Origin of the sequence: Pelomonas cellulosilytica, assembly GCF_021353265.1 — a bacterium.
Classification (GTDB): Bacteria; Pseudomonadota; Gammaproteobacteria; order Burkholderiales; family Burkholderiaceae_C; genus Pelomonas; species Pelomonas cellulosilytica.
The window spans coordinates 55,993-81,843 of the sequence record NZ_JAJTWU010000014.1 but is presented as its reverse complement, the minus strand read 5'-3'; the positions used below and the strand labels follow the sequence as shown (position 1 = coordinate 81,843).

The window sequence follows — 25,851 nt, the reverse complement described above, 5'->3', positions numbered from 1 at the left end:
TCTGTGTCGGACGCCGAAACTGGCTCTTCGCCGACACGGTGCACGGCGCCAACGCCAGCGCCAACCTGTACTCGCTGCTGCAGACCTGCAGTGTCAATGGCATCGACGGCTACCGCTACTTGCACGCGCTGTTCACTGCGCTGCCCAATGCCAAGACAGCCGAAGACTACGCCGCGCTTCTGCCCTGGAACATCGACCTCAGCAACGGCTGAACCTCACCTGCTCGATTGCCTCGTGAGAGGCAAGGACGCGGTTAATTGACCGCATACTGTAAAACTCCATCAAATGGCTCTGGAGCAGCCCCGAGAACGAGGGTCGAGAGACGGCAAGCCGAAGTAGGCCTGCCGGGCGGTCTCGAAAGTCCTGGACATCCTCTGTCGCCTCAAACAGGTCCTGTAGTGCCGGGCCTACCCGCGCCCACAGGCGATCTCCTGCCTCGGTCAGCCCGACGCTGCGCGTCGTGCGGTTGAACAGGCGAACGCCTAGCCGTGACTCGAGCGCCTTGATGCTCTGGCTGACTGCCTGCGGCGATACCTCGAGCTGAGCTGATGCGGAGGTGAAGCTTTTCAGCTGAGCGACGCACCGAAACGCTACCAAGCCGTCGAGTTGATCAATTCGCATGGATTATCAACGTCACGTTTAAAGCGATCAAAGACTACCCCCATTTCTTGTTTTTGTCCGCACACGCACAGTGCTCCCCACGACAGCACGTCGCTGACGCAGAAGCCGGACGCCGCGTATTGATGACGGCCATGGACGCCATCGTTGCCGACCGTTCACTCCACTCGCCACTGCATCCCAATCCAAACTTACGGGAACCACCATGAGCAACCTGCAAAGAGTTCAAGCCTTCTTCGCTGCCTATGCTTCCAATGACGTCGCCGGCGTACGAGCCGTGATGGCAGACGACATCGCATGGACCATACCCGGCCATCACTCGTTGGCCGGTACCAAACGTGGTGTCGAGGAAGTTCTCGCCTTCTTTCACCAGCTCGCCAAGGCGAACTTCAAGGCTGAGCCGATGGTCATCGCCGAGCAGGGCGACTATGTCATCGACCACCACCGCGGCTGGAGCGAAGAAGCCGGCGGCCTGGATCTCACGTGGTGCCTCGTGTTCCGCTTCGAGGGTGGAAAGATCAAGGAAGTCACCAACTACTGTTCCGACCAGCATCAAGCCGACATCTTCTTCTGGAAGGTCTACCCCTTGAAGTCCATCCCGGGCCGCCTGGCGTGAGTGGCTTGAGTCGGCGTCCACGCCAAGCAGACTCAGCGTGGACAGCAGAGAACTCTGATGCGCGCAGGAATTCGCGGCTACCGGCGAGGGTCGAACACGCACGAGGCCGCAGCAACCGCGCCCACTTCTTCGTCCGGTCCCTAAGCGCGTGTCGCACGGCCGACTTCGATGCGCACCCGTCAAGCCGGTGCAGCTGCAAACGCCGAGGTTGCTGGTTAAGCAGGTCTGGCGATGCAGCAACAGCGCCGGCTCTTCAGGGGCCGTGCTCCAGCAGCTGAAGCAGCGCAGGCAGTGACAGTGGCTTGGCGAGGAACGCATCGAATCCCGCATGCAGCGCTCGGGCCCGCATGTCCTCGTTTGCTGCACCGGTGACCGCCACCATGCAGGGCTGACACAGGTTCAGGCTCGCCCGGACCTCTGTGGCTTCTTCCAGGCCGGACATGCCGGGCATGTCGATATCGGACACCACGGAGTGGGGGCCTATCTGCAGGATGAGGGCCAGCGCCTCATTGCCGCCATAGGCGGTGAAGACGGTGTAACCGAACATCTCCAGCGCACGCGCCAAGCTGTCAGCTGCATCGACATCGTCGTCCACCACGACCACCACTTTTGCATTCATCGTCCGTCCAGGTCCGCGCAGCAACGGGGCAATCCGCAATCCCGTGACTCAGAGATGGACCAAGCACGCGCATCTGGCGGCTCAGCGCGGCTTAGGCGGCTCAGGGCGACTCAGGGCGGAGGCACATGCGCCGAGTCCAGCACGCGTTCGAGCGTTTCAAGGTCGACCGGCTTGACCAGGTGTGCCAGGAAGCCCGCCCGGGCGCTCCGGTCCTGATCCACGGCCCGTCCGTAGCCACTCAGCGCCACCAGGGCCACGCGCAGGTCAGGGTTCTGGTGGCGGATCGACGCCGCCAGCTCGTACCCGTCCATGCCGGGCAGGCCGATATCCAGCAGCGCGAAGTCCGGCGCCACGCTGCCGATCATCTGCAGGGCCGCGACGGGATGGGTGGCCACCCAGACCTCGTGCCCGCAGATGCGCAGCAGCTCTGCCAGGGAGTCGGCCGCGTCGTAGTTGTCGTCGACGATGAAAACCCGGCGAGGCGGCCCAGACCTGGGGAGCCGCGGCGCGCGCGCCGCCAGCGCGTGCTGCGGGTCTTCGTCGCCCAGGCATGGCAAGCGAATGACGAACTCGCTGCCCAAGCCGATGCCAGCGCTGTGTGCCGCCACGGTGCCCGAATGCAGCGTGACGAGGCTGCGCACGAGGGCGAGCCCAACGCCGAGGCCACCCGTAAGGACGCCGACATCCACGCGCTCCTGGAAGAACAGGTTGAACACGTCGGGCAAGGCCGCCGCAGAAATGCCCCGGCCATCGTCCTTCACGGCAATGACAGCGTCCTGGCCCTCCTTGTGGGTCGTCAGTGTGATTGAGCCACCGGGTGGCGTGTACTTGGCCGCGTTGATCAGAAGGTTCGACACGCACTGCGTCAATCGCACGGGGTCGCCCCAGCAGGTCAGCGCTGCGACGCTGTTGTCAATCGTGAAGCGCTGTTGGCGCTGCTCCATCAGCGGCCGGGCCAGCGCGACGGCTTGCACGGCCATGTGCTCAATGGGCACGCGCTCCATACACAACTTGACCTGACCGGAGGCAATCTTGGCGATGTCCTGCAGGTCGTCCACCAGCCGCACCATGTGGCTGACATGGCGACGCATCGTGGCGTGCTCCACCGTCTCGTAGCCGCCGCCGCGCATGCGCAGCACGTCCAGCGTGGTGAGCAGCGGCGCCAGCGGGTTGCGCAGTTCGTGCCCCAGCACGCTGAGGAATTCGTCCTTGTTCCTGGCAGCGTCCCTCAGTTCGGCCAGGAGGCCATCCTGCTGCTCCGCCACGGTCTTCGCCGTTAGGGCCGACAACACCAGCCGTTCATTGGCGTCACGCAGGGTCACGCCGCGCTCTTCATGCCGGACCGGTGGCTCGAGAGCATCCGGCGATGGATCACCGTTCTGCACGGCCGAAAAGAAGCGCCAGCATCCGCCACCTGCACGCTTGCTGGCGTACATCGCGCGGTCAGCACAGTCGACCAGGCCCTCCGCATCGCGTGCATCGTCGGGATACACGCTGATGCCGATGCTGGCGGTGACCGGCATCGGCGCGAGGCCGGCATCCACGAGCGTGCTGAGCGATGAAAGCAGCTTCTCAGCGACCAGGCCGGCATCTGCCGCTTCGGCGACCTCGCTCAGCAGAAGCACGAACTCGTCGCCACCGAGCCGGCATACGGTGTCGACACCCCGCACACCAGCGATCAGGCATTGCCCTACGGCGCACAGCACCTCGTCGCCCACCTGGTGTCCGCGGCTGTCGTTGATGGCCTTGAACCCGTCGAGGTCGAGGAAGAGCAGGGCGAGCCGGCTGTCATTGCGCCTGGCCTGCGTCAGCGCCTGACCCATGCGGTCGACCAACAGCAGACGGTTCGGGAGGCTGGTGAGCGGATCGAGCTCGCTGGAGCGCGTGAGCTCGGCGACCAGTTGCGCCGCTGATTCCGCCGCTCCGCGCGAGCGCATTGCTTCCAGCACGAGCTGCTCATTGGCCGCCAGCAACTGGTGCACTTGGTGGCTGCCAATCTGGGCGTGCGCCTCGGCCAGGTCCGCACGCAGGCGGGCCAATTCGGCACGTGCCGTCACGGCGTCCCGCTCGAGCCCGGCAATCTCGGCCAGCAGCGCTGTGCGCTGGGAGGGATCGGGCTCGTGCTCGGGATGCATGGCGTTTGTCGGTGGCTAAACGCTGCCTAACTCACCTCGACCGGCGGACTTCGTCCCGTTGTCGAGGGGCGGCCGCCCAGCAGGCCTTCCTGCCCCGTCAGCGGGGCGCCAATGCGCAGGCCGTCGTCATCAATGCCATATTCCCGGAGTTCGTCGGAATGGGCGCTGTCCCGCAGCTTGACCACCGCCATGACGCGACGCAGCCGGCTCTCCACCTCGATGTAGCGCTGGACGATGATGGCGTCGGTCATGAAGGCGGTGCCGTAGGGACTGAAGCGCAGGTCGGTGTAGCGGTCCTCCAGCTCCGAGGTCATCAGCACCGTGACCCCCATGCCGGTCAGCGACGTCACCAGGCGCAGCAGCGACTCGCGGAAATCCTCGCGGTACGACGGGCCGAGCGCCAGCTCGAAGCCCGACAGCGAATCGATGACGACGCGGCTGGCACCGAGCCGGCGCACTTCGGCCGACAGCAGCTGCATGATTTCCTCGATGGAGATGTCAGGTGCGTGGCTCTCCACCAGGCCGATCTGCCCCTGGGCGATGGCATGCGCCAGCGCCGGGTTGCGCAGCCGCGTGGGCCGGCGCTCGAAGGCAGCGATGACGCCCTTTTCCCCCGCCTGCACGCCAGCATTGAGGAAGGCGGCGGCCAGGATGCTCTTGCCTGAACCCGACGGGCCCGCCACAAGCAGCGAATAGCCGCGCGGCAGCCCGCCGCCCATCATGGCGTCCAGGCCAGGCACGCCCATGGTGGCGCGCGGGCCGATGGCCAGCTTCTCGGGGGCCGTGTCCAGCTTCGCCGGCGCAAAGACTTGTAATCCGTCGGAGGTGATGCGGAACGCGTGCAGGCCCGGCAGCGAGGGCTGGCCGCGCATCTTCATGATCTCCATCTTGCGCACCATGGCGTTGCGCTGCACGTTCTGGCGCATCCAGATCAGACCGTCGGCGACGGTGAACACCGGGTTGGCATCGGTGTCGGTGAAATACTCGCCGATCAGGAAGGTGGTGGCCTGCCAGCTCGTCATCAGCATGCCGAGCTGCTGCATGAAGCGTTGCAGCAGCGCGTGCCCGTTGCCGTTGTCCTGGCTTGACAGCACGACCGAGCGGAAGGAGTCGACGAAGACCAGCGCCGGTTCGTGCGCCGCAACCTCTTGGGTGATGCGGGCGAGCACCCTATCAAGGTCGCCGGCCATGGCCTCGTCGCAGAGGTTCACGAAGCGGACGCTGCGGTTGATGGCCGTCGCGTCGAAGAAGGAGAACTGCTGCTGGTAGCGCAGCATCTTCAGCGGCGGTTCGCCCAGCACCGTGAAGTACAGCGCTGGCCGCTCCTGCGTCGCGAGCGCGAACATGAGCTGGTGGGCCAGCGTCGTCTTGCCGCAGCCAGGCTGCCCGGCGATGAGGTTGAACGAGAACTCCGGCAAGCCTCCGCCCAGCAAGTCGTCCAGCCCTGGCACTCCCGTCGCCAGGCTGTTGAGCGTCACTTTGGTTGTCATGGCTTGGGATCCTGCGCTGCGGGAGCGCTCGAAGAGGGTGACCAGGCGGTCTTCAGCAGTTGTTCGCTCAACTGCGCGCCAATGAGCGAGGTGAGCAGTTCGCGGAAGTTCGTGAACAACAGGCTGCCGGCCGCGGTGGACTGGGCGGGCGGCTGGGCGGCGAAGAGGGTCTGCAGGTCCGCCAAGACGAAGGGCGCCTCCTCATCCGCCGCCTTGGCCGGCTCCAACCAGACGTGGCTCGCCGCAGTGCGGTGAAGCGTGCGCTTGAACAGCGCGGCGACCCCCCGCCGGCCGAGTACGGGCTGCAGCGCGGCCTCGATATCCGTCCACATGGCGCCAATGGCGTCGGCAATCTGCCGGGAATTGGCGCCTTCCGTCACACGAAGTGCAAGAGGCGCCGTGAACCGGCTGCTCTCTCGACTGTCCATGGGCGAAAGTAGTAGGGGGTTGGGCGCTCAGTATAGGTGGGCACCGGTTGACGCAGGATGCATTATTGGACCGTTACGTGGGGGTGCGGTGTCAGACAGCGCCGCTGTCGCAAAGGGCCTGTGACTCCGGCCTGAGCGGGCCGCTCTTCCCGGCCCGCCCCCCGGGGCCGCCGAGGTAAAGCGGTTGGCCAAGCGGTCTGGCCGCTCCCACCGCACAAGACCGCGGCGGATGTCAGCTGCTTGACGGGCCGAAAGGGGTGATACCGTCCCAGCAGGGCCATGCAGCCCCATAGCTCGGGCGTCGAGAGACTGTCGCCCGCGCCGTCCAGCCGCGATCGTCAGGCCATAGCCGACGAGCGTCCGCCATTGCTGGGGGCGGATCCCTTGACCTTGATGACGACCTTCCCCTTGGCCCGTCCGGACTCCACATAGGAAAGGGCTTCGTTGGTCGACGCAAAGGGGAACACTCGGTCGATCACTGGGCGGATGGCTCCCAGCTCGATGAGCTTGGTAATCTCGCGCAGTTGGGCACCGTCGGCCTTCATGAAGAGGAACGAGTAGCGAACATCTCGGCTCTTGGCCTTGCGCCGGATGCTTGCGCTCAGCATTCGCATCACCAAGCGGAGGAAGGCGGCATACGACTTCTCCGCACCGAACTCAGGATCTGGCGGTCCCGAGATGGAGATCAGCTTCCCGCCGCGCTTGAGCACGCTGAGAGACTTCGCGAGCGTCCAGCCATCCTGGCTATTGAGGACGACGTCGTGGTCAAGCAAGGCATCCTCGAAGTCTTGGGTCTTGTAGTCGATAACGACGTCGGCTCCCAATGCCTTGACGAGTGCGGCGTTGCCAGCGCTCGTTGTCGTTGCCACCGCGGCACCCCAATGTTTTGCAAGTTGGATGGCGAAGGTGCCGACACCACCGGACCCGGCCTGAATGAAGACCTTTTGTCCACGTTTGAGCTCTGCTTTCTCGACCAGGGCTTGCCATGCCGTCAGGCCTACCAGCGGGATTGACGCAGCCTCTTCCATGGTGAGGTTCCTGGGCTTGAGGGCCAGCGACGCCTCCTTCACGGGCACGAACTCGGCGAACGTCCCGATCCGGAAATCGTCCACCCGCGCATAGACCTCGTCGCCAACCTTGAACTGCCGTGAGCGCGGCCCCGCCTTCACCACGACGCCCGCAACGTCATGGCCCAAGGCCATGGGCAGGCGGTAGGGCAGGATGAGCTTGAACTCACCATCCCTGATCTTGGAGTCGATCAGGTTGACGCCAGCGGCGTGCACCTCGACCAGCACTTCGTCATCGCGAAGTTGCGGCAGCGGGACTTCTGCAGACCGCAGCGGGCGCTTCTTGCCATAGCGTTCCAGGAGAAATGCTTTCATGCTGATTTCTTCATCCTCGTGAATCCAGGTATGTGAGCGGACCAAGCAAGGGGGCGTCGATACCGTGCGTTTCAGCGACTGAGGTCGTTGCGGGCAGATCCATTTCAGCCATGTATGTCCTCCGGTGTCAGTTCGCGAGGAAGGCCAGTGCCTTGGGCACGAAGTCCTCGTGGTACTGGAAGATGCCGCCGTGTCCTGCATCGGGGTAGATGACGAGCCTTGCGTTCGGCAGTCGTTTGGCCAGGTCGTACGAGTTGCTCGTCGGCACCATGCGGTCGTCATCTCCATTGGCCACGAGGACGGGTTGCTTGACCTGCGAGAGATCGGCGGGCTTCTTCTGCCCCCAGGCGCTCAAGGCCTGCAACTGTGCGATATAGGCCCCGACAGCGAACTCGGCGTCACGGTTCTCCGAACGCTCCTGCAAGCGCCTCAGGAAGTCCTGGCCCGCCTCGATACCGGCCGGCGTGCGCGTGAAGAAGAGGTACTGCTTCGGGTCCTGGCTGGTGAGCGAGGCGCGGATCAGGTCGTAGTTCGCCACGCCGGCGACCGTGCTGATTCCCTCGCCGCCTGCCGGGCCGGTGCCGGCCAGGATCATGCGGCGCACCAGTTGCGGCTCCTTCAGCGCGATTTCCTGCGCGATCATCCCGCCCATCGAGAACCCGAACAGGTCCACCTGCCGGAACCCCTTGGCCTTGATGAAGCTGACGGCATCGTCGGCCATCTGCTCGATGGTGTTGGCCGGCGTGCCTGACGAGGAACCGACCTCTCGGTTGTCGAACGCGATGACCTGGTGCGTGGCAGCGAGCCCGTCGACCACGCGAGGGTCCCAGTTGTCCAGCACCGCGGCAAGATGAACGAGCAGCACGACGGGCGTGCCCCCGTTTTGCTGCCCGAGTTCCCGGTAGGAGAAGGTCACGCCACCGGCCGAGATGCTCAGCGTCGGTGCGGTCTTCCACGTCAGCGGCTGCACTTGCTGCGGATTGGCGCCGGACGCCAAGGGGAGGGCGGCGTCGCTGGCCATGACGCTGGAGCTACCCAAGGTGGCTGCCAGCGCCAATGCGCAGACGGTCGATTTCAAGAGATTGACTGACATGGCGGGTGCCCAGGTTGCGAGAAAGACGAGGCTCAGGCCTGCGGTTGGTAGCGCTCGGCGGCATGGGCTTGCCGGATGTCTGACAGCAGCCCCTGGCGCGCGCTGTCCAGGGCATCCCAGCGGCCTACGACGTGCAGCGGCGGGATCGTGACCAGCTCGCGGCGGTCATAGCCAACCAGGGCCGCGTCGACCAGTTCGTCGACGTCCATGACCTCGGTGAGGCTGTTCACGTCCATGCCGGCACGCTCCCAGATCTCCGTGCGCGTCGCGGCCGGCAGCACCGCTTGCACGTAGATGCCCTTGGGCGAGAGTTCGACGTGCAGGCCTTGCGACAGAAACAGCACGAAGGCCTTGGTCGCGCCGTAGACCGTCATGCCGAATTCAGGCGCCAGGCCCACCACCGAGCCGATGTTCACGATGGAACCGGCGCCAGCCTGCACCAGCCGCGGCGCGATGGCGGCCGCAAGGCGCGTCACCGCCGTGGTGTTGAGGCCGATCAGCGTCTCGAGGGCCTGGGTGCCTTGCTGGATGAAGGTCCCCGACTGCGCCATGCCGGCGTTGTTGATCAGGACTCCAATCCGGGCATCCGTGCGCAACCGGCTTTCGACCGCCTCGAGGTCGGTTTGCTGGGTCAGGTCAGCCTGCAGCACATCGATCTTCACGCGGTGGGTTTCGCTCAGGCGCGCTGCCAGGGCATCCAGACGCGACTTGTCGCGGGCGACCAGAACCAGGTCATGGCCGCGCTTGGCAAAGCGTTCCGCGTAGACGGCGCCAATGCCGCTGGAGGCGCCGGTGATGAGGACGTTGGGGTAGGTGTTCATGGGTCTTCGCTTTCCTAGGTTGTGATGGCGCGGGCCTGATGAGGTTGTGTCGCGGTGTGGGGGGGGCAGAGGGGGCTTGCGGCCACGCAGGCGGTGCGGTAGAAAAATTTCGCGGGCAGTCCACGCATCCCACCTTCTGCGAGGCGCAGAAAGGCGAACGGATCAGCGACACGTGTTGCGTGTCCTGGCACACGCCTCGAAAGGTGGTCAGTGCCTCAATGATGATGTACATCATCTTTAAAGTCAAAACTTTGATGATGATTGACATCAATATAGAATTGGGCCCAGCGAAACAATTCGGCGGCAAGCAAGCGATGAAGGTCACCAAAGCCCAGGCGCAGGCCAACCGAGCCCGCGTTGTCGAGACGGCTTCCCAGCTATTTCGAGAGCGGGGCTATGACGGCGTCGGTGTGGCCGATTTGATGGCTGCAGCCGGGTTCACGCACGGCGGCTTCTACAAGCAGTTCGGCTCCAAGACCGACCTGATCGCTGAATCGACTGCCTGCGGCATCGCGACGACGGTCGCCTTGGCGGGTGGGGGTGTGCATCCCGTCGACTTCGTCAGGCAGTACCTGTCCCGTGAGCACCGAGATGGCCGCGCCACCGGGTGCACGATGGCCGCCCTTGCCGGTGATGCAGCGCGTCAGCCCGACTCTGTGAAAGCTGCCTTTGCAGCGGGCATCGAGTCTTTGATCGAGGCGCTAGGTCCCGGCAGTGAGTCGGCGCCCGAGATAGACGTCACCGAAGCGCGAAACAGGATCGTCGACATGCTTTCTCACGCTTTGGGAGCGCTCGTCCTGTCTCGCGCATGCCCGGACGACTCTGCACTCGCAGATGAGTTCCTCAACGTTGGCCGCGCAGCCATCCTTAGGTCGCTCGGGATCAATTGATCCACCGGCGAGGACCGGTGCCGCGCCACCTGCTTTGCGACGATGGACGGGGGCTTCGACGCGGCAACAGGGATGCTATGAGGACCTCCAGCACTCCGTCCGTGCGCGTGGAGCCCGAGCTCCGCGCGGAAGTGGAGTCCATGTTGGGCGAGGGCGAGATCCTGTCCGAGTTTGTCGAGACTTCAATCCGCGAGAAGCTCGAGCGCCGGCGCGTCCACGAGGAATTCATCGCGCGTGGGCTGCGGTCCCGCGACCAGGCCCTGCAGACGGGCGACTATGTGGACGCCGACGTCGAGCTGGCCAACTTGCAGTGCAAGTTGGACGCTGCGCGCGCGCAGGTGGCGAAGAAGCGCAAGTGAGCTACCGCGTCCGGCTGACGCGTGAAGCCGAGACCGACATCGAACGCCTGTTCGACTTCGTGCTGGAGCGCGAGCTGTCCCGCGACGGTGGCGACCTGGAGCTTGCCCAGGTCGCCATCTTCGCCATCCAGGCCGGCATTGTGACGCTTAAGACATCGCCATTCACCTGTCGCAAGGCGGGGCGCAGTCCGTTCCTGCGCGAGCTCGTGATCTCTTTCGATCGATCCGACTATGTCGCGCTGTTCGAGGTGCAGGACAGCGCGACGGTCATTGTGATGGCGGTGCGCCGCCAGCTGGAAGACGACTACCACTGAAGGCACAGCGACATCAACACGGTGTCGAGCGGGCAGCGACCAGGCCATGCAGCAACTTTGATCCGCACAATCATTGCTCGAGCCGCATGGTGGGCTGATGGCGCGGCTTGCTTCGTATTAGCTTCTCACCCAATCTTCGCCACGATTAATTCCCGGCTTGATTGGAAATCACTACGACGGTGCTTTTCCCGTTGACTGTGACAACCAACTGCATCGGAAAGACCCCTTCAGGGACGGAAGACGCAACGAACGTGGCAGTTTCTGCGTTGAACTTCATCCATGAAGGAAGTGGTTCCCCGTTGATGGTCGTGACGCGGATCGAGGAACTTTTGCCTGCTGCCGCGTCGAGCAACTGCGATGGCAACTGAAAACTGATTCCAGTAGGCGCGCCCACCACTTCCTTAGGCACATACACCGTCATCGGAATGGGCGCTGGAGCTGACGGTTCTCGCAGCACAGAAACCACCGAGCTGCCGCTGCTGGAATTGTTCGACTTGAGCGGCACGTTCTGGCTGCCATTCACGACGCCAGATCCCAGACCTTCACCTGGACCAACACTCAGCAGGGGTGGATTTGTGGATGGCGTCGGCAAAGGCGGCACAGGCACTGTCGGAGAAACGGGAGGAGGCGCCGAGATGTTCAACATGCCGGCGATGAACTCGATCTGGTAGTTCGCCGCTTTCAGTCCGGTCGGCACGATGGAGTAGGTGCCTGCGTTCGCCGCACCCTGGCTGGTGCCGCCGTAGCCCAGCACTCCTTCAAGTACGTTGCTTGTCTCTCCGTTGACAAAACCTGCGTAGCTCACGCCATTGCCGCCGCTATAGCGCAAGCCGTCGTATGCCTTTCGGTCGTCGTTTGCCGTGACAGCAAGGTCAGCCTTGGCAATCAGCAGGCGGCCGTTAATGCGCGTCAGGTTGTAGTTGCCGTCGGCACCGACGGGCACCACGTCATAACTGCCCGCGCCCGTCCCAGAGGCGGTTGCACTCACGCCGGTCAGCACCGTCGCCAACTCGCCGCCCACCAATCCGGTGACCGTGAAACCGCTCACGGTGTGACTTTGCCCGTCGTAAGTGGCGCTGCCACTGTTGCCAGTGACCGTGGCGTTGGCTTTGCCAATATCCGCCGTCAGCCCGCTCTGTTGTACCAGCGTGTAGTTGCCTGCGTCGACACCGCTGAGGGTGTTGCCGGTGACCGTGACAGCCTTGGCCGTGCCGGCGTTCTTGTTGGCAAAGTTGCCACTGGCCGTGCCGCCCAGGGTGACCATGTCGCTGCCGAACGGGCTGATCGTCGCCGAGCCCCCCAGCGTTGCCGAGGTGGTGCCGTCGTAGGTCTTGGCGCTGGCGGTCAGGCCCGTGACGAACAGGGTGGCCGGCGTGACGTCTGCTGTCAGCTCGCTCTGTTGCACCAGCGTGTAGTTGCCGGCGTCGACACCGCCGAGGGTGTTGCCCGTGACCGTGACGGCCTTGGCCGTGCCGACGTTCTTGTTCGCAAAGGTGCCACTGGCCGTCCCGACCAGCGTGACCATGTCGCTGCCGAACGGGCTGATCGTCGCCGTACCCCCCAGCGTTGCAAAGGTGGTGCCGTCGTAGGTCTTGCCGCTGGCGGTCAGGCCCGTGACGACCAGGGTGGCCGGCGTGACGTCTGCCGTCAGCCCGCTCTGTTGCACCAGCGTGTAGTTGCCTGCATCGGCACCGCCGAGGGTGTTGCCGGTGACCGTGACGGCCTTGGCCGTACCGACGTTCTTGTTCGCAAAGGTGCCACTGGCCGTGCCGCCCAGGGTGACCGTGTCGCCGGCGAGCGGGCTGATCGTCGCCGTACCCCCCAGCGTTGCAAAGGTGGTGCCGTCGTAGGTCTTGGCGCCGGCGGTCAGGCCCGTGACGACCAGGGTGGCCGGGGTGACGTCTGCCGTCAGCCCGCTCTGTTGCACCAGCGTGTAGTTGCCGGCATCGACACCGCTGAGGGTGTTGCCGGTGACCGTGACCGCTTTGGCCGTGCCGACGTTCTTGTTGGCAAAGTTGCCACTGGCCGTCCCGACCAGCGTGACCATGTCGCTGCCGAACGGGCTGATCGTCGCCGTACCCCCCAGCGTTGCAAAGGTGGTGCCGTCGTAGGTCTTGCCGCTGGCGGTCAGGCCCGTGACGACCAGGGTGGCCGGCGTGACGTCTGCCGTCAGCCCGCTCTGTTGCACCAGCGTGTAGTTGCCTGCATCGGCACCGCCGAGGGTGTTGCCGGTGACCGTGACCGCTTTGGCCGTGCCGACGTTCTTGTTGGCAAAGGTGCCACTGGACGTGCCGCCCAGGGTGACCATGTCGCTGCCGAACGGGCTGATCGTCGCCGTACCCCCCAGCGTTGCCGCGGTGGTGCCGTCGTAGGTCTTGGCGCTGGCCGTCAGGCCCGTGACGAACAGGGTGGCCGGCGTGATGTCTGCTGTCAGCCCGCTCTGTTGCACCAGCGTGTAGTTGCCTGCATCGGCACCGCCGAGGGTGTTGCCCGTGACCGTGACGGCCTTGGCCGTGCCGACGTTCTTGTTGGCAAAGTTGCCACTGGCCGTCCCGACCAGCGTGACCATGTCGCCAGCGAGCGGGCTGAACGTCGCCGCCCCCCCCAGCGTTGCCGCGGTGGTGCCGTCGTAGGTCTTGGCGCTGGCCGTCAGGCCCGTGACGAACAGGGTGGCCGGCGTGATGTCTGCTGTCAGCCCGCTCTGTTGCACCAGCGTGTAGTTGCCGGCATCGACACCGCTGAGGGTGTTGCCGGTGACCGTGACGGCCTTGGCCGTGCCGACGTTCTTGTTGGCAAAGTTGCCACTGGCCGTCCCGACCAGCGTGACCATGTCGCCAGCGAGCGGGCTGAACGTCGCCGCCCCCCCCAGCGTTGCCGCGGTGGTGCCGTCGTAGGTCTTGGCGCTGGCCGTCAGGCCCGTGACGAACAGGGTGGCCGGCGTGATGTCTGCTGTCAGCCCGCTCTGTTGCACCAGCGTGTAGTTGCCGGCATCGACACCGCTGAGGGTGTTGCCGGTGACCGTGACGGCCTTGGCCGTACCGACGTTCTTGTTCGCAAAGGTGCCACTGGCCGTGCCGCCCAGGGTGACCGTGTCGCCGGCGAGCGGGCTGATCGTCGCCGTACCCCCCAGCGTTGCAAAGGTGGTGCCGTCGTAGGTCTTGCCGCTGGCCGTCAGGCCCGTGACGAAGAGGGTGGCCGGGGTGACGTCTGCTGTCAGCCCGCTCTGTTGAACCAACGTGTAGTTGCCGGCGTCGACACCGCCGAGGGTGTTGCCCGTGACGGTGACGGCCTTGGCCGTGCCGACGTTCTTGTTCGCGAAGGTGCCACTGGCCGTGCCGCCCAGGGTGATCATGTCGCTGCCGAACGGGCTGATCGTCGCCGTACCCCCCAGCGTTGCAAAGGTGGTGCCGTCGTAGGTCTTGGCGCTGGCGGTCAGGCCCGTGACAACCAAGGTGGCCGGGGTGACGTCTGCTGTCAGCCCGCTCTGTTGTACCAGCGTGTAGTTGCCGGCATCGACACCGCTGAGGGTGTTGCCGGTGACCGTAACGGCCTTGGCCGTGCCGACGTTCTTGTTCGCAAAGGCGCCACTGGCCGTGCCGACCAGCGTGACCGTGTCGCCAGCGATCGGGCTGATCGTCGCCGTACCCCCCAGCGTTGTCGAGGTGGTGCCGTCATAGGTCTTGGCGCTGGCCGTCAGGCCCGTGGCCACCAGACTTGCCTTGTTCACGGTCAAGGCGGCTGCTACATAGTTCAATGCATAGCCGAATTGGTCCACGGCACCGGATGCGGTCACAGCGTGCGTGCCAGCCGTGAGATGGCCGGAACCCGAGATGACCCCATCGTCTCCAACACTTGGCAGCGTGGTCAATGCCTGCGAAACAGTATCACCATTGATTTCACCAGCGATCGATGAAACATAGGTCGGGGCAGAAGACCCGTAAGTGATCGCCGCCAGATTGTTCACGGCGATGGTCAGCGTTGGTTGTTCACGGTAGACCGCATAGGTTCCCGTGCCCAATGCCGCCGTGTGATTGGTCCTGCTCGCATTGCTGTTGTAGCGGAAGTTGCCGCTGCCCGAACCAACCAAGGCAGTCACACCCGTGCTGTCAGAGATGCTGCCTGTGTAGAGCGTCGCGCGCCCACCCGATCCCATGCTGAGCGTGCCACCGTTAATGACGATGTTGCCGCCTGCTGGGGTTCCCACGTCGCTAGCCGCACCGGCGTTGAGGCTGATCGCTGCGCTGCTGTTACTGGTGGTCGAAATCAACGAGGTCAGTGTCAGATCGTTGGCCTGGGTGCGAACATCAATCAGCCCTGTCGCATGAATGCCTGCAAGGGTCAGCGCATTGGCGTCGACGACGGTCACGTCGGCCGCATTGCCAACCGAAACGGTGGAGAAATCGTTTCCGGAATTGCTGAACACAGCGTTGCCGGACCCCGCATTCAGCGTGAGCGGTGCGCTGGTGGCTGTCACTGGGCCTGCTGCATCGATGCTGCCGGCTGTCAGTGTGGTTCCAACACCGAATGTGGTCGCGCCCGAGTAAGTCTGCGCACCGCTGGTCTTGACAACACCGCCGTTGATCTTCAATTCGGTTCCGGCCGCCCCCGTAAAGGAGCTGAGCGGCGTACCGTTGCCGACGGTTGCACCGAGCGTTACGGAACCTCCGCCCAGAACACTGAGCGCGACAGCGCCGTCGATCGTTCCGGTCACGCTCAGCGAGTTGCCGGGGCCGGCCCAGATGCTGCTGTCGCTGCCCAGGGCTATTGGGCCACCGTAGCTCGCTGCTGTTGCCGAGCTGTTGGTCAGCGCGCCTGTTGTTCCTCCGGCGCCTGTGCCGTTGAGCGTCAACGGGATCGCGGCTGTCAACGTCGTGCCGTTCAGGTCCAGCGTTGCACCCGAAGTGACGCTGACTGCTGAAGTGGAGCCCAGAGCCGAAGCGTGGCCCAGCATCAGGCTGCCCCCGCCGACTGTGGTCGTGCCGCTGTAGGTGTTCGCACCGGACAGCGTCCAAGCGCCCGCACCCGTCTTGACCAAGCCGCCCGATCCGCTGGCCGTTCCGCTGAAGGTGGTCGAGGTGTTGTCGCCTCCAGTGCTCAGCGTGTTTGTGCCCAACATCACATTGCCGGCTCCCGCGAGGGAGCCAATGGTTTCGCTGGCGCTGAGTACGAGCGATGCACCGCTGGCCACTGTGACGGCGCTGGCATCGGGTATGGTCGTGCCGTTGACCGGAAGCGTGCCGGCGCTGACCGTAGTTGCTCCGGTGTAGGTGTTCGCACCGGACAGCGTCAACTGCGATGTCGCACTCGCTTGCGTCACCCCGGTCACATTGCTGGTCCCGTTGGGACCAATCTGGGCGGAGATCGCAACCGAACCCGACCCGCTCCCCGAATTAATGATGGTGCCGTGGTTGTTGACAAAGACACCGGTGCTGCCCGTCAGCCTCACGCCTGATGGGGTGGAACTGTCGTTCTTGACAATCAGGTCGCCGGTGCCGCTCACGCCTCCGCTCTGTGTCAGCACAGCGCTACCGGATCCACTCCTGTTGGTGAGTGTCGTGCCGGTATTGTTGACGGTCAGCGCCCCGCTGACCGTCAGCGACGAGGTGGCGCTGTTCTCGATGATGTCGGTCACGTTGCTGCCCACGGCGGCGCTGATCGTGGCAGCCCCGGAGCCGGTGCCAGAGTTGGTGACGGTGCCGATGTTGTTCAGCACGCCGCCGCTGAGGGTCACACCATTTGCGATGGAACTGTTGTTGTTGACGGTCACGTTGCCAGTGCCGTTCACCCCACCGCTTAGCGTCAGCAAAGCACTGCCGGAAGCGTTCCTGTTGGTGAGCGTTGTGCCCGAGCTGTTGACGGTCAGCGCTCCGCTGACAGTGAGCGACGAGGTGGCACTGTTCTCGATGATGGCGGTCACGTTGCTGCCCACGGCGGCGCTGATCGATGCAGTCCCGGTGCCGGTGCCGGAGTTGGTGATGGTGCCGATGTTGTTCAGACCGCCGCCGCTGATGGTGACACCATTTGCGATGGAAGTGTTGTTGTTGACGGTCAGATTGCCAGTGCCGCTCACACCACCGCTCAGCGTCAGCAGAGCACTGCCGGAAGCGTTCCTGTTGGTGAGCGTTGTGCCCGAGCTTTTGACGGTCAGCGCGCCGCTGACGGTCAGTGCCGAGGCGGTGCTGTTCTCGATGATGCCGGTCACGTTGCTGCCAACAGAAGCACTGATCGTCGTAGTGCCGCTGCCGGTGCCCGTGTTGGAGATGGTGCCGGAGTTGTTGATGGCTCCTGTTGCGAGCGTCACCGTACCCGAGCCCCCACTGTTGACGATTGTCAGGTTGTTGGTGCCCGTGACCCCGCCGCTGAAGGTCGTTGATACCCCAGCGCCCGTATTGCCCAAAGTCAGAAGGCCCGTCGTGTTCGGAGCGAGCACAATCGGGTTGGCAATGGTCAGTCCGGTGGTGGTGACCAATAGTCCTGCCGCGACGCTCCCGCCGAGGCTGTCACCCAAGGTGATCGTGCCGGTGCCAAAGGAACTGGCATTCGTTGCGGCCAAAGTGCCTGATTTGACCGTAAGGTTGCCACTGAATGACGTGTTCGTAGCATTCAGTGTCAGCCTCCCAGCGGTGTTGGCTATCAGGGTATTGGAACCCGTCAAACCCCCGGTCAATGTCGCAACGCCACCCGAACCACCCGCAAGGATGCTCAGCTGGCCGGTGGTGTTTGGGGCCAGCGCAATCTGGTTCGGCCATGTGGCGCCATTGGAACCCAAAGTCATGGCCGCTGCACTGCTGCCGCCCGCACTGTCGCCCAGCGTGATCGTGCCGGTTCCGCAAGTGTTCAGCCCGCTAGAAAGGTAGCAAACCGCCGTCCCCGCTTTGATCGTGAGGCCGCCACTGAACGTCGTTGCCGATCCCTGCAGGCTCACAGATCCGGCGCCGACCTTGTTCAGCGCGCCCGTGGTGGTGGCGGCGCTTCCTGAAATCGACAGCGTGGCCGAGCTCTGGGTTATGTCGATTGTGGATGTGGTACCGGCGGTCAGCGTGAAACCACGATTCGTTGTCGCATTGCTGCCGGTGTACTGCAGTGTGCCCCCGCCCAGAATCAGATTCGAGGCAGCGCTTGTCGCCTGGCCCAAGTTGCCCGCGACACCGCCGTTCCCGATCGTTGCAACGCTCAACGCGCCAGCGTTGATGGTGGTAGTTCCGGTATAGGTGTTCGCCTGTGACAATGTGAACGTACCGGCACCCATCTTCAATACGGATGTCGAGCCGGAGATCAGTCCCGCCTGCGTTCCCGCACCGGTGTTGTTCAGCGTGAGCGTGCCGCCCGTCAGGTTGACACCTTGCAGCGCATTGATTGCACCCGTCGAATTCAGCGTCAGTCCAATAGCTCCGGAGCTCGAGCTGATGTTCGCCCCCGTGTTGAAGCTGATGTTGGCGGCATTCACGGTGAGCGTTCCCGCGCCCCAGCTGAGTGAATTGGAGAAGTTGATGTCGTTGGCAGCGCTACCGGAACCAGTGATCGTGCGGGTAGAAGTGCTGATGTCGTAGCCCAGCTGGCTGCTGCTGAAATTGCTCGTCGTAAAGGCGGCGGTGTAGCTGCCCGCCGTGGCAGTGCTGTTCAGTGTCAGCCCCGTTGCCGCACCAGTGATGTTGGCTGTCACCGGGCTGGCAATATTGGCGGTGTAATCGCCAATAGTCGGCAGTGCTTGCGTGGTTCCATCGAACGTGGGCGTCAGGGTGATCGGCGCAAGAAAGCTACGCAACAAGGGCGCAGAGCTGCCTTCGTAGATGCGCCAGGCTGCGCTGCTGCCCCCCGCGCTGGCCATGTCCCACCCGGGGTTGCTATTGCCGTTGGACGCTGTGGAGCTGGTGAAATTGGCAGCTGTCTTCAGGTCAGCCGTGCTCATCCCCCACACGCTTCCAGCTACGTTGGCCGTGCCGCCGACTCCGCTCAGACCTGCATTGACCGTCGAGTCGTAGAAGGAGTTTGTGACCGTGCCGGCAGGGCCGGCCGCACCGCCACTCCCGGGGGTGCCGCTGCCGCTATCAGTGTTGGTGCCCGCGCTGCCCGCGTTGCCCGATGCGTTGGCACCGATCAGACTTCCCGCATGGTTTCCCGATGTCGATACGGCACCTGTCGCATAGCTGGTTGAAACAGACGCTGAACCACCGGCTCCACCATCACCGCCGTTGGCACTGCCAGCCGTATCGCTACCCCTGCCGCCATTGCCCCCCGTATTGAGGCCGACCAGTCCTCCAACGTAGTTCCCCGTCCCGGTCACCGATCCGGAGGCATAACCGCTGGCGATATGGGCCGATGAGCCAGCCGCTGCGTTTTGGGGGCTTGAGCCATTGCCGCCGTCACCGCCCTGGTTGCGACCAACCAGGCCACCAAGGTTGTTGCTGCCTGAGACAGTTCCCGTCGCGAAACTGCCGTCCACCCCGCCGTAGTTCACACCGACCAGGCCACCTGCGTTGTCGCCGCCGAGCACGGTTGCAGAGGAATAGTTGGCGCTGACTGCGCCAGCGTTGTGACCTACCAACCCCCCTGTCGAGTCCGCACCACTGACGCTCCCGGTTGAATAGCTATTGCTGATCGTTCCAGAGTTGCTGCCCGTGAGCGCACCAACCCTGAGAGAGCCGCTGACACTGACGTTAACAAGGCCGACGTTTCGGATCACGGAGCCTGCACCAGTGCTGCTCATCATGCCGACGTCGCTTTGGCCAGGTTGACTGATGGTCAGCCCGGTGATCGTGTGGCCCAGACCGTCGAAGATGCCCGAAAACGGACTGGCGCCGGAACCCACCGGTGCAAAGGAAAGTCCCGTTGCGTCGATATCAGCACCCAGGGCGTAATTGAGACCCAGGTTGCCACTCATGCCCTGCAGATCTGTGGTCGTCGTGCTCCCGGAAGCGCCGAGTGCAGTAATGACCGTGTAGTTCTTGACCGCTCCGTCTGACCCTTGCTGTGTTGTGAAGTTGGTGGTGCCTGCCGGGAGATTGATCTTTGCACCGCGCGTAACCACGCTGCTGGTATTGCCTGCTGCGACTGCACCTTGTCCGATCAACAGCGCCAGACTGGCGCTGTTGGAAGCGTTCAGGTTGGCGTTAATGACGATGTTGTTGAAGGCGTTCAGGGTCAGTCTGTTTGCACTCCAGGTCACCACATCATTGACGTTGATGTCGCCCAGGGTGCCAGCGCTGCCTGCGGTGCAGCTGGCATTGCATGAGGTGCCGCCCAGAGCGGTTTGGATGACCACGCTGTTGCCCAGCAACGCTGTGCTGAGAGCAGCACCGGTCATATTGCCTCCGCTGGAGGCAATGGTGAAATCGAACGGGTCGAGCAACCAGGTTCCTGCAATCCCCTTGGATGAAGACGTCGTGATGCTGGCGTTACCGCCGATCTGCAGTTCATGGCCCGACGTTTCAACGAAACCGCCGCTGCCGCCCAGGTCTCCGCCGCGCGCGCTGACGCTGCCATCGATGTTGGCTAGGCTGTGCGGGTTCGCCAGATCCGCGATCAGCGTCGCCGTGCCGCCCGCTGCGTTGCTGTTGGCAGCGGCATTCACATTGATGCTGCCGGTGTGGGTGACCAGGTCGCTGGCTTCCAGCCGAATGATGCCGCCCCTGTCGACCAGGCCGGTGGCCTCAAGGCTGCCGGTGTTATGGACGACGCCGCCTTGCAGGCGGTTGCTCGCCTGAGCGGACAGAATGATCAGCCCGCCTGGCGCCTGTACGGCGTTGCCGTTTTCCACGAGTGCAGCGATCGTCGCGGGCTCAACGCGGATGTTGGCAAGTCTTGCGCCATCGAACTGCAGCTCAAAGGCTTCGCCGGCGGCCAGCGCGACGGCACCCATCTGGGCCACGACGACGCCGCTGTTGCGCACCTCGGGTGCAAGCAGGGCGATGTATCCATTCAGGTCAGCGCTGATGCTGCCTTCGTTGATGACGCTGCCGGTGGCTCCATTGCGGGTGAAGCGGAGGTCGCCCGCCATGAAGTCGCTGTTGCTGATGCTGTGGGTCGTGGCCGTCAACGCGCCGACATTGACGTTGGCACTCTTTCCAAAGTAGATGCCGCTGGCGTTGGTGAGGAAGACCTGACCGTTGCTGCTGAGGCGCCCAAATATCTGGCTCGGATGGGCGTCCAGTACGCGATTCAAGACGGCACTGCTGCCGGAAGGCAGGACGAAGTTGACACTGGCGGCAGTGCCGATATTGAACGTCTGCCAGTCGATGGCTGATCGAGGGGTCGTTTGAGTGACCGTCATCGCGCCTGCGCTCTGGCTGATCGTGGCTTGCCCGGCGACGACATTGCCCCCGGTCGGCAGCGCGGCGGCGGGCGGTGCGGCGGGCGGGGCCGCGAAGGCCACCAATGGCACGATGGTGATGAAGCCGGCGGCAGCCAGCAACACAGCGCCCGAGGCGCGTTTGCCGCCGGCCTTGGCGATTTCGGAGACGGCGACCCAGGTGCGGGTGATTTCGTTGAAGACCAGGCGGTAGGACTTATTCACGAAGTTGCTTTCTTAGAACGTCAGGCTGGCCGAGAGCCAGAGCCGGTCGACATCGAGGCTGCCATCCTGATCGTTGCCAGCCGCAGTGGGGTTTGGGTTCTTGCCAATGCGGCGTGCCCAGCTTGCCTTGAGGTTGATGCCCGCCGGTGCTTGCCAACCAATCGCAAGGCCATATCCCTGCAGGCTGTAGCGCAGGGCTGCCTCGCTGCTGTGCAGCCGACCGTAGTCGTGGAAGCCGGTCAGGATGAGACCCTCAGGCAGTCTCCAGCGCAGTTCCAGGCTGGTTTGCACGCCACTGTCGCCGCCGCCTTCGCTACTCGGGTACGCACGCACGCCGTTTGCGCCGCCAAGATAGAACTTTTCAGAGCTGTCGAGCCTGTCTCCGGACGTCTGCCCATTCAGCGCAGCGTAGAAGGAGAGGGCATTGCTGATGACTTGCTGGCGCGAGAGACTGAACTTGAGCTTGCTGAAGTTCTGGTCGGTGGTTCCAATGTCCGTCTTTCGACGACCGGCAATCCAGTTCAGGCTGCTGAAGTTGGCCCCGCCGCCGCCCCAGTTGTCGAACAGGTTCCCGTTCAAGGCAATGCTCGTGGTGTCCGTGGTGTAGCGCGTCGTGATTGCGCCGCTGGACTGGTTGTCGAACCTCTTTTGATCTTGGGTGAGGTTGAGGAACAGGTTGGCCAGGCGCGAACGCAGGATGGGGTAGCTCCCCTCAAGTCCCACGGTATCCGAGCTGCCTTTTCCATGCAGCCCACTGAACTCGCTGGCGACCAAGCGGTAGTGCAGCTGGGAGGCATTGAGGCCCCAGCGCCAGCCATCACTGCCCAGCGGCAAGGAGAAGTCCAGTCGGACGTAATCGCTGCCCGTGGAGTGGATCAGGTTCGCGGTGGCGAGGTCACCCAAGCCTAAAGGGCTGTTGAGGCCGATGTTGACGCTCAGGCGATCGATGCCGGTGGAACGCGAGCCAGTGTTATCGATGGCCGCTTCGCCGACGACGAACGCTTCATCTGAGGCTTTCAAGACGAGGTCGGTTTCACGCTCGGAGGCGCCTGCGACAAGGCTACCGACCACCGAGACGCCGGGCAGGTCATCGGCGATCAGCAGGGCGCGGTCGAGAGCGACCGCATTCAGCGGGGCACCGCTGGCTTGCTGGGCTGTGAAGATGCCTTCGATGCGGCCTGCGGAGATGCGTTGAGGCAGCGTCCCTTCGAGGTGGAGCTTGCCGAAGACGGCTTCAACGATCTGGATGGTCACTACGCCTTTTTGAATGTCCTGCTGCGGCAAATAGGCGCGCACGACCCAGCCCGCGGCGCGGTAGAGGTCGGCCACCGCGGCGGCCGCGGCATTGAGCTGCACAAAGTCGACGGGACGATTGACGTACGGAGCCACCGCAACGGCCAGCTGCTCATTGCTCAGCAGGGTGTTTCCGATAAAACGATATTCCTTGACGGTGACCGTCACGCCAGCGGCTGGCTTTATCGCCGCCGGGAGAGCGGGTTTGTCGGGCGCTATGCGCCTTGGCATTTGCTGTTGGCGCTCGCGCTCGATCTGCTGCTGCAGAGAGCCGGCGTCGGGAGGGGTTTGGGCCCAGGCAGCGCCGGAAAGTGTCGCGGCCAAGGCAAACAAAAGGGGCGCTGGGGATATGTATGTTTTCATTTGGAGTTTCGCGCCTCACATACCTGTGCTCGGGGCGGCCTAAATACAAAGTGCAGAGGCATCGGCGTGGGCATGCCCGCACAGAGCTTTGAAATATGTTTTGTTGGCCGTATTTATTTGATTTGGCCGCAGGTGCAAACTATAGGCGTGGGTAGCCACGGCTTGACGCAAAAAATCATAGCCGCCAAGCAAAAACATGCTGGGTCGCCCGAGTGAACTCTCGAAGAAACCGTTAACTTGTCACCATTGGCTCGCAGCGACCAAAGATCAGTTGGACTGCAGCAGGGCAAGAAATCAATAAATTGCCTCAACCGCCCAACCGAAACCGGATACGACGATTTAGTCAGGCCCTCGGAAATCCATTCCCTGACAGGGATGTAGGACGGCCCCGGCGAGCAGGAGCGCGGTCATGAGGGGCGGAGCAGGGGCCGACCCAATGCAGCGGCATAGGCGTCAAGGAGGCTGCGGAACCCCGCTATGGCCGCTCCCAGCAATACGGCCGATACGGTATCGAGGCCGAGAAGATGATGGTGGCGTCAACGATGGTGCCGGTGCCGGTGCCGACCGCCGTGACCTTGTTCTGCAGAACCTCGCCGACCTTGTCGAACCGTGCTGTCCCCAGCTTGTGCTGGTCGTCCTATGGCAGGTGGACCTGAAGGCTGGCAAAGGGCGACTGCGCATCGCCTTGAAGTGCATGCGCCGGAGCGGCTTCGTGCAGCACTACAACGCTGACGATAGGTGCGAAGAAGCTCTGCTGGACAGCAGGGACCGGTGGAACGGGGGGCACCGGCGATGTCGCCATGAACTCGTTCGACCACCATGCGCTGGGACGCATCACCGGGTTCTTGCACGGCCGTGTCGCGGGGCGCGCCAGCATGGAGCCAGGTTTCAGGGCCGTGTGCTGCCGACCGCTGTTGGATGCACTCCTGGGGCGTGGCGTTGTCGCTTGCAGACTGATCAGGGAGAAGCCTTCTCGGCCCGAGGGCCTGGCGAGGCGGTGCAGGCCAGGTTCGAGATCACTCTGCCCGAGGGGGTGAGCGGCAACGTCGAGTTGCCCCGCCAGGCGTCGGAAGTCGTCGCCGCTGGCACGCGGCGAATCGAACGTCAGAATTCCTCGGTATCGATCTCGGCTTGAGTGGCAGCGTTGTAGCGGGCGCCGTGTACGGTCTGCTGGTTGATCAGCACATTCAGTCTGTGCAGCGTCGCCATGTTCAGCGCCAGCCTTGGCGCGGCGATCAGCTCCCACAGGTGCTCGGGTTGAGACGTTCCCGGAATGGGGATGATGTCCTCGCCCTGATGCAGCAACCAGGCCAGCGCCAGCGTGGCCGGCGCGCAGTTCAGTGTGTAGGCTTCGTCCTCGAAGGCGCTGAGCAGATTCAGGTTGGCCACGTAGTTCTCGCGCGAGAAGCGCGGCATCGCTCGGCTGATGTCCTTGGGCTCCAGCCGGCTGATGTCGCGCAGGTCGCCACCGAGGAAGCCGCGCGCCAACGGGCTGAAGGCGACAAAGGCCACGCCCAGCTCGCGGCAGGCTTGGAGCACGGCAATCTCCGGGTTGCGGGTCCAGAGCGAATACTCCGACTGCAGGGCCGCGATGGGATGAACGGCGTGCGCGGCGCAGCGTCGTCGCCGAGACCTCCGACAGGCCCAGCGCCCGGACCTTGCCCGCTGTCACCAGTTCAGCCATGGCGCCGACGCTGTCCTCGATCGGGACAGCGAAATCCAGGCGGTGCAGGTAGAGCACGTCGATGATCTCGGTACGCAGCCGTTTCAGGCTGGCTTCGACGCTGGGCGCGACTGCGCGAGTACTTCGACGATCAGTTGCTGGTGCAGGTTGGCCGCAAGATGGAGCTGACGCCGCGTGCGGAGGCGCTGCAGGAATCGGTGCGGGACGTGCTCGTGCGGGTCGACAGCTCCATCGCTGCGCAGCCGGCGTTCGACCCGGCTACATCGGACCGTGAGTTCCGCATCCTGGCTTCGGACTACACCCTGTCGACGCTGGCCCCGCATCTGATGGCGATTGCGTAGGCACAGTCCCGCACGCTGAGATTTCGCTTCATGCCGCAGGTCGAGAAGCCACAGCGTGCCATCGAGCGCAACGAGGCTGACATGCTCGTCTACCCCCGCGAGTACTGTTCGTTGGATCACCCGATCGAACGGCTGTGGGAAGAGGAGTTCGTCTGCATCGTCTCCGCCAGCAGCTCACACGCCCGGCAACCCCTGACTTTCGAGCGTTATGTCGAGGCCGGCCATGTGGTCATGCAGCCGCCTGACAGCGCGCCCAGCTTCGAGTCCTGGTTCCTGCAGCGCTACGGCGTATCGCGCAAGGTCGAGGTCACGACGTACAACTTCAACTCCGTGGCCATGCTGGTGGCCAATACGGAACGCATCGCCACCATGCACAGGCGCCATGCGCGGCTGGCGCAGCTGCAGCAGGAACTGATCTTGCTGCCGCCGCGCATCGACATGCCCAAGATGGAGCAGTCGTTGCAGTGGCACAAGTACCGCACACAGGACCAGGGTCTGGTCTGGCTGCGACGGCTCATGCACAGCGGGGTGCAGAGGATGGATGCGCAAAGTTGAGGGGGGCGGACACCTCACCGAGGCGACTCCTGACTTTGTCGGCACCGGATGCCCGGCTGCTGAAGGCCGACTGCGATGGCGCATGGCTGAGCGTCGGCCGTAGTTCAGGCGTGGCCTCTTTGACTCCTGGTGCAGTCCACCTGACCGCTGCGGCGCAACCCACCCGGGACGCGCTCAACCTGGAGCATGCCCGTGGAGCGGACAGCTCGAAGTCCTGTGGTTCCTCCCGGTGCGCATGCGAGCTGCCAAAAAGAGTCTGACAGTCGTGGGGCGAGTCCCAGGCCGCGAAGGTGACCCTTCCGACTCCCCGATGTTCACGGCCTGGGCCAACGCGGGG

The 25,851-nt window shown here is 64.0% G+C and carries 17 protein-coding genes and 1 pseudogene; 7 read left to right on the top strand and 11 right to left on the bottom strand.

Going from position 1 to position 25,851, the window contains the following annotated elements; genetic code table 11:
* Positions 1-212 (top strand): transposase domain-containing protein (locus tag LXT13_RS26630; RefSeq protein WP_233375364.1); only part of this gene is annotated, 212 nt, incomplete at its 5' end.
* Here the strand turns inward: LXT13_RS26630 and LXT13_RS26625 are convergent.
* A complete protein-coding gene (locus tag LXT13_RS26625; protein WP_233375362.1) occupies positions 199-621 on the bottom strand; it encodes a LysR family transcriptional regulator in 423 nt (140 codons plus the stop codon). The two genes, LXT13_RS26630 and LXT13_RS26625, sit on opposite strands and share 14 nt — an antisense overlap.
* A gap of 202 nt (positions 622-823) precedes the next feature.
* Here LXT13_RS26625 and LXT13_RS26620 point away from each other — a divergent pair, with 202 nt between their 5' ends.
* Positions 824-1,234: a nuclear transport factor 2 family protein gene (locus LXT13_RS26620; protein WP_233375361.1), complete on the top strand. Its 411-nt coding sequence runs from the start codon at positions 824-826 to the stop codon at positions 1,232-1,234.
* 253 nt (positions 1,235-1,487) lie between these two features.
* Here the strand turns inward: LXT13_RS26620 and LXT13_RS26615 are convergent, their stop codons facing one another.
* The 7 genes from LXT13_RS26615 to LXT13_RS26585 form a co-directional block, all read right to left on the bottom strand.
* A complete protein-coding gene (locus LXT13_RS26615; RefSeq protein ID WP_233375360.1) occupies positions 1,488-1,853 on the bottom strand; it encodes a response regulator in 366 nt (121 codons plus the stop codon).
* Between the two features lie 110 nt (positions 1,854-1,963).
* A complete protein-coding gene (locus tag LXT13_RS26610; protein WP_233375359.1) occupies positions 1,964-3,988 on the bottom strand; it encodes a diguanylate cyclase domain-containing protein in 2,025 nt (674 codons plus the stop codon).
* A 26-nt stretch (positions 3,989-4,014) separates the two neighbouring features.
* A complete protein-coding gene (locus LXT13_RS26605) occupies positions 4,015-5,478 on the bottom strand; it encodes an ATPase domain-containing protein (RefSeq protein ID WP_233375358.1) in 1,464 nt (487 codons plus the stop codon).
* On the bottom strand, positions 5,475-5,906 hold the full coding sequence (locus tag LXT13_RS26600) for a hypothetical protein (RefSeq protein ID WP_233375357.1): 432 nt from the start codon (positions 5,904-5,906) through the stop codon (positions 5,475-5,477). Before LXT13_RS26600 ends, LXT13_RS26605 begins: the two co-directional genes overlap by 4 nt.
* Before the next feature lie 338 nt (positions 5,907-6,244).
* Positions 6,245-7,288 carry an NADP-dependent oxidoreductase gene (locus LXT13_RS26595; RefSeq protein WP_233375356.1) on the bottom strand — a complete coding sequence of 348 codons (1,044 nt, stop codon included), beginning with the start codon at positions 7,286-7,288 and terminating at the stop codon, positions 6,245-6,247.
* Positions 7,289-7,415: 127 nt separating this feature from the next.
* Positions 7,416-8,381, bottom strand: a complete 966-nt coding sequence (locus tag LXT13_RS26590) for an alpha/beta fold hydrolase (RefSeq protein ID WP_233375355.1) — start codon at positions 8,379-8,381, stop codon at positions 7,416-7,418.
* A gap of 32 nt (positions 8,382-8,413) precedes the next feature.
* Positions 8,414-9,202, bottom strand: a complete 789-nt coding sequence (locus LXT13_RS26585) for an SDR family NAD(P)-dependent oxidoreductase (RefSeq protein ID WP_233375354.1) — start codon at positions 9,200-9,202, stop codon at positions 8,414-8,416.
* A gap of 314 nt (positions 9,203-9,516) precedes the next feature.
* Between LXT13_RS26585 and LXT13_RS26580 the strand changes: the two genes are divergently transcribed.
* The 3 genes from LXT13_RS26580 to LXT13_RS26570 all read left to right on the top strand — a co-directional run bounded on the left by LXT13_RS26580 (position 9,517) and on the right by LXT13_RS26570 (position 10,765).
* The gene (locus LXT13_RS26580; RefSeq protein ID WP_233375367.1) at positions 9,517-10,092 is read left to right on the top strand and encodes a TetR/AcrR family transcriptional regulator; all 576 of its coding nucleotides are present in this window, start codon (positions 9,517-9,519) and stop codon (positions 10,090-10,092) included.
* A 77-nt stretch (positions 10,093-10,169) separates the two neighbouring features.
* Positions 10,170-10,451: a YlcI/YnfO family protein gene (locus LXT13_RS26575; RefSeq protein ID WP_233375352.1), complete on the top strand. Its 282-nt coding sequence runs from the start codon at positions 10,170-10,172 to the stop codon at positions 10,449-10,451.
* Entirely contained in the window at positions 10,448-10,765 is a 318-nt protein-coding gene (locus tag LXT13_RS26570; RefSeq protein ID WP_233375351.1) for a type II toxin-antitoxin system RelE/ParE family toxin, read from the top strand. The genes LXT13_RS26575 and LXT13_RS26570 overlap by 4 nt, the downstream gene beginning before the upstream one ends.
* Before the next feature lie 145 nt (positions 10,766-10,910).
* Here the strand turns inward: LXT13_RS26570 and LXT13_RS28875 are convergent, their stop codons facing one another.
* From LXT13_RS28875 to LXT13_RS26555, 3 genes and pseudogenes are all read right to left on the bottom strand, one after another.
* On the bottom strand, positions 10,911-21,278 hold the full coding sequence (locus LXT13_RS28875) for a YDG domain-containing protein (RefSeq protein ID WP_233375350.1): 10,368 nt from the start codon (positions 21,276-21,278) through the stop codon (positions 10,911-10,913).
* Between the two features lie 12 nt (positions 21,279-21,290).
* Entirely contained in the window at positions 21,291-22,934 is a 1,644-nt protein-coding gene (locus tag LXT13_RS26560; protein ID WP_233375349.1) for a ShlB/FhaC/HecB family hemolysin secretion/activation protein, read from the bottom strand.
* Between the two features lie 1,104 nt (positions 22,935-24,038).
* Positions 24,039-24,714: pseudogene (locus tag LXT13_RS26555) on the bottom strand (aldo/keto reductase); the annotation flags it as partial.
* A 44-nt stretch (positions 24,715-24,758) separates the two neighbouring features.
* On the opposite strand from LXT13_RS26555, the gene LXT13_RS26550 reads away from it, so the two are divergent.
* Together LXT13_RS26550 and LXT13_RS26545 are read left to right on the top strand one after the other, a co-directional pair.
* Positions 24,759-24,959, top strand: a complete 201-nt coding sequence (locus tag LXT13_RS26550; protein WP_233375348.1) for a hypothetical protein — start codon at positions 24,759-24,761, stop codon at positions 24,957-24,959.
* Positions 24,960-24,989: 30 nt separating this feature from the next.
* Positions 24,990-25,514: a LysR substrate-binding domain-containing protein gene (locus tag LXT13_RS26545; RefSeq protein WP_233375347.1), complete on the top strand. Its 525-nt coding sequence runs from the start codon at positions 24,990-24,992 to the stop codon at positions 25,512-25,514.
* Positions 25,515-25,851 lie beyond the last annotated feature (337 nt).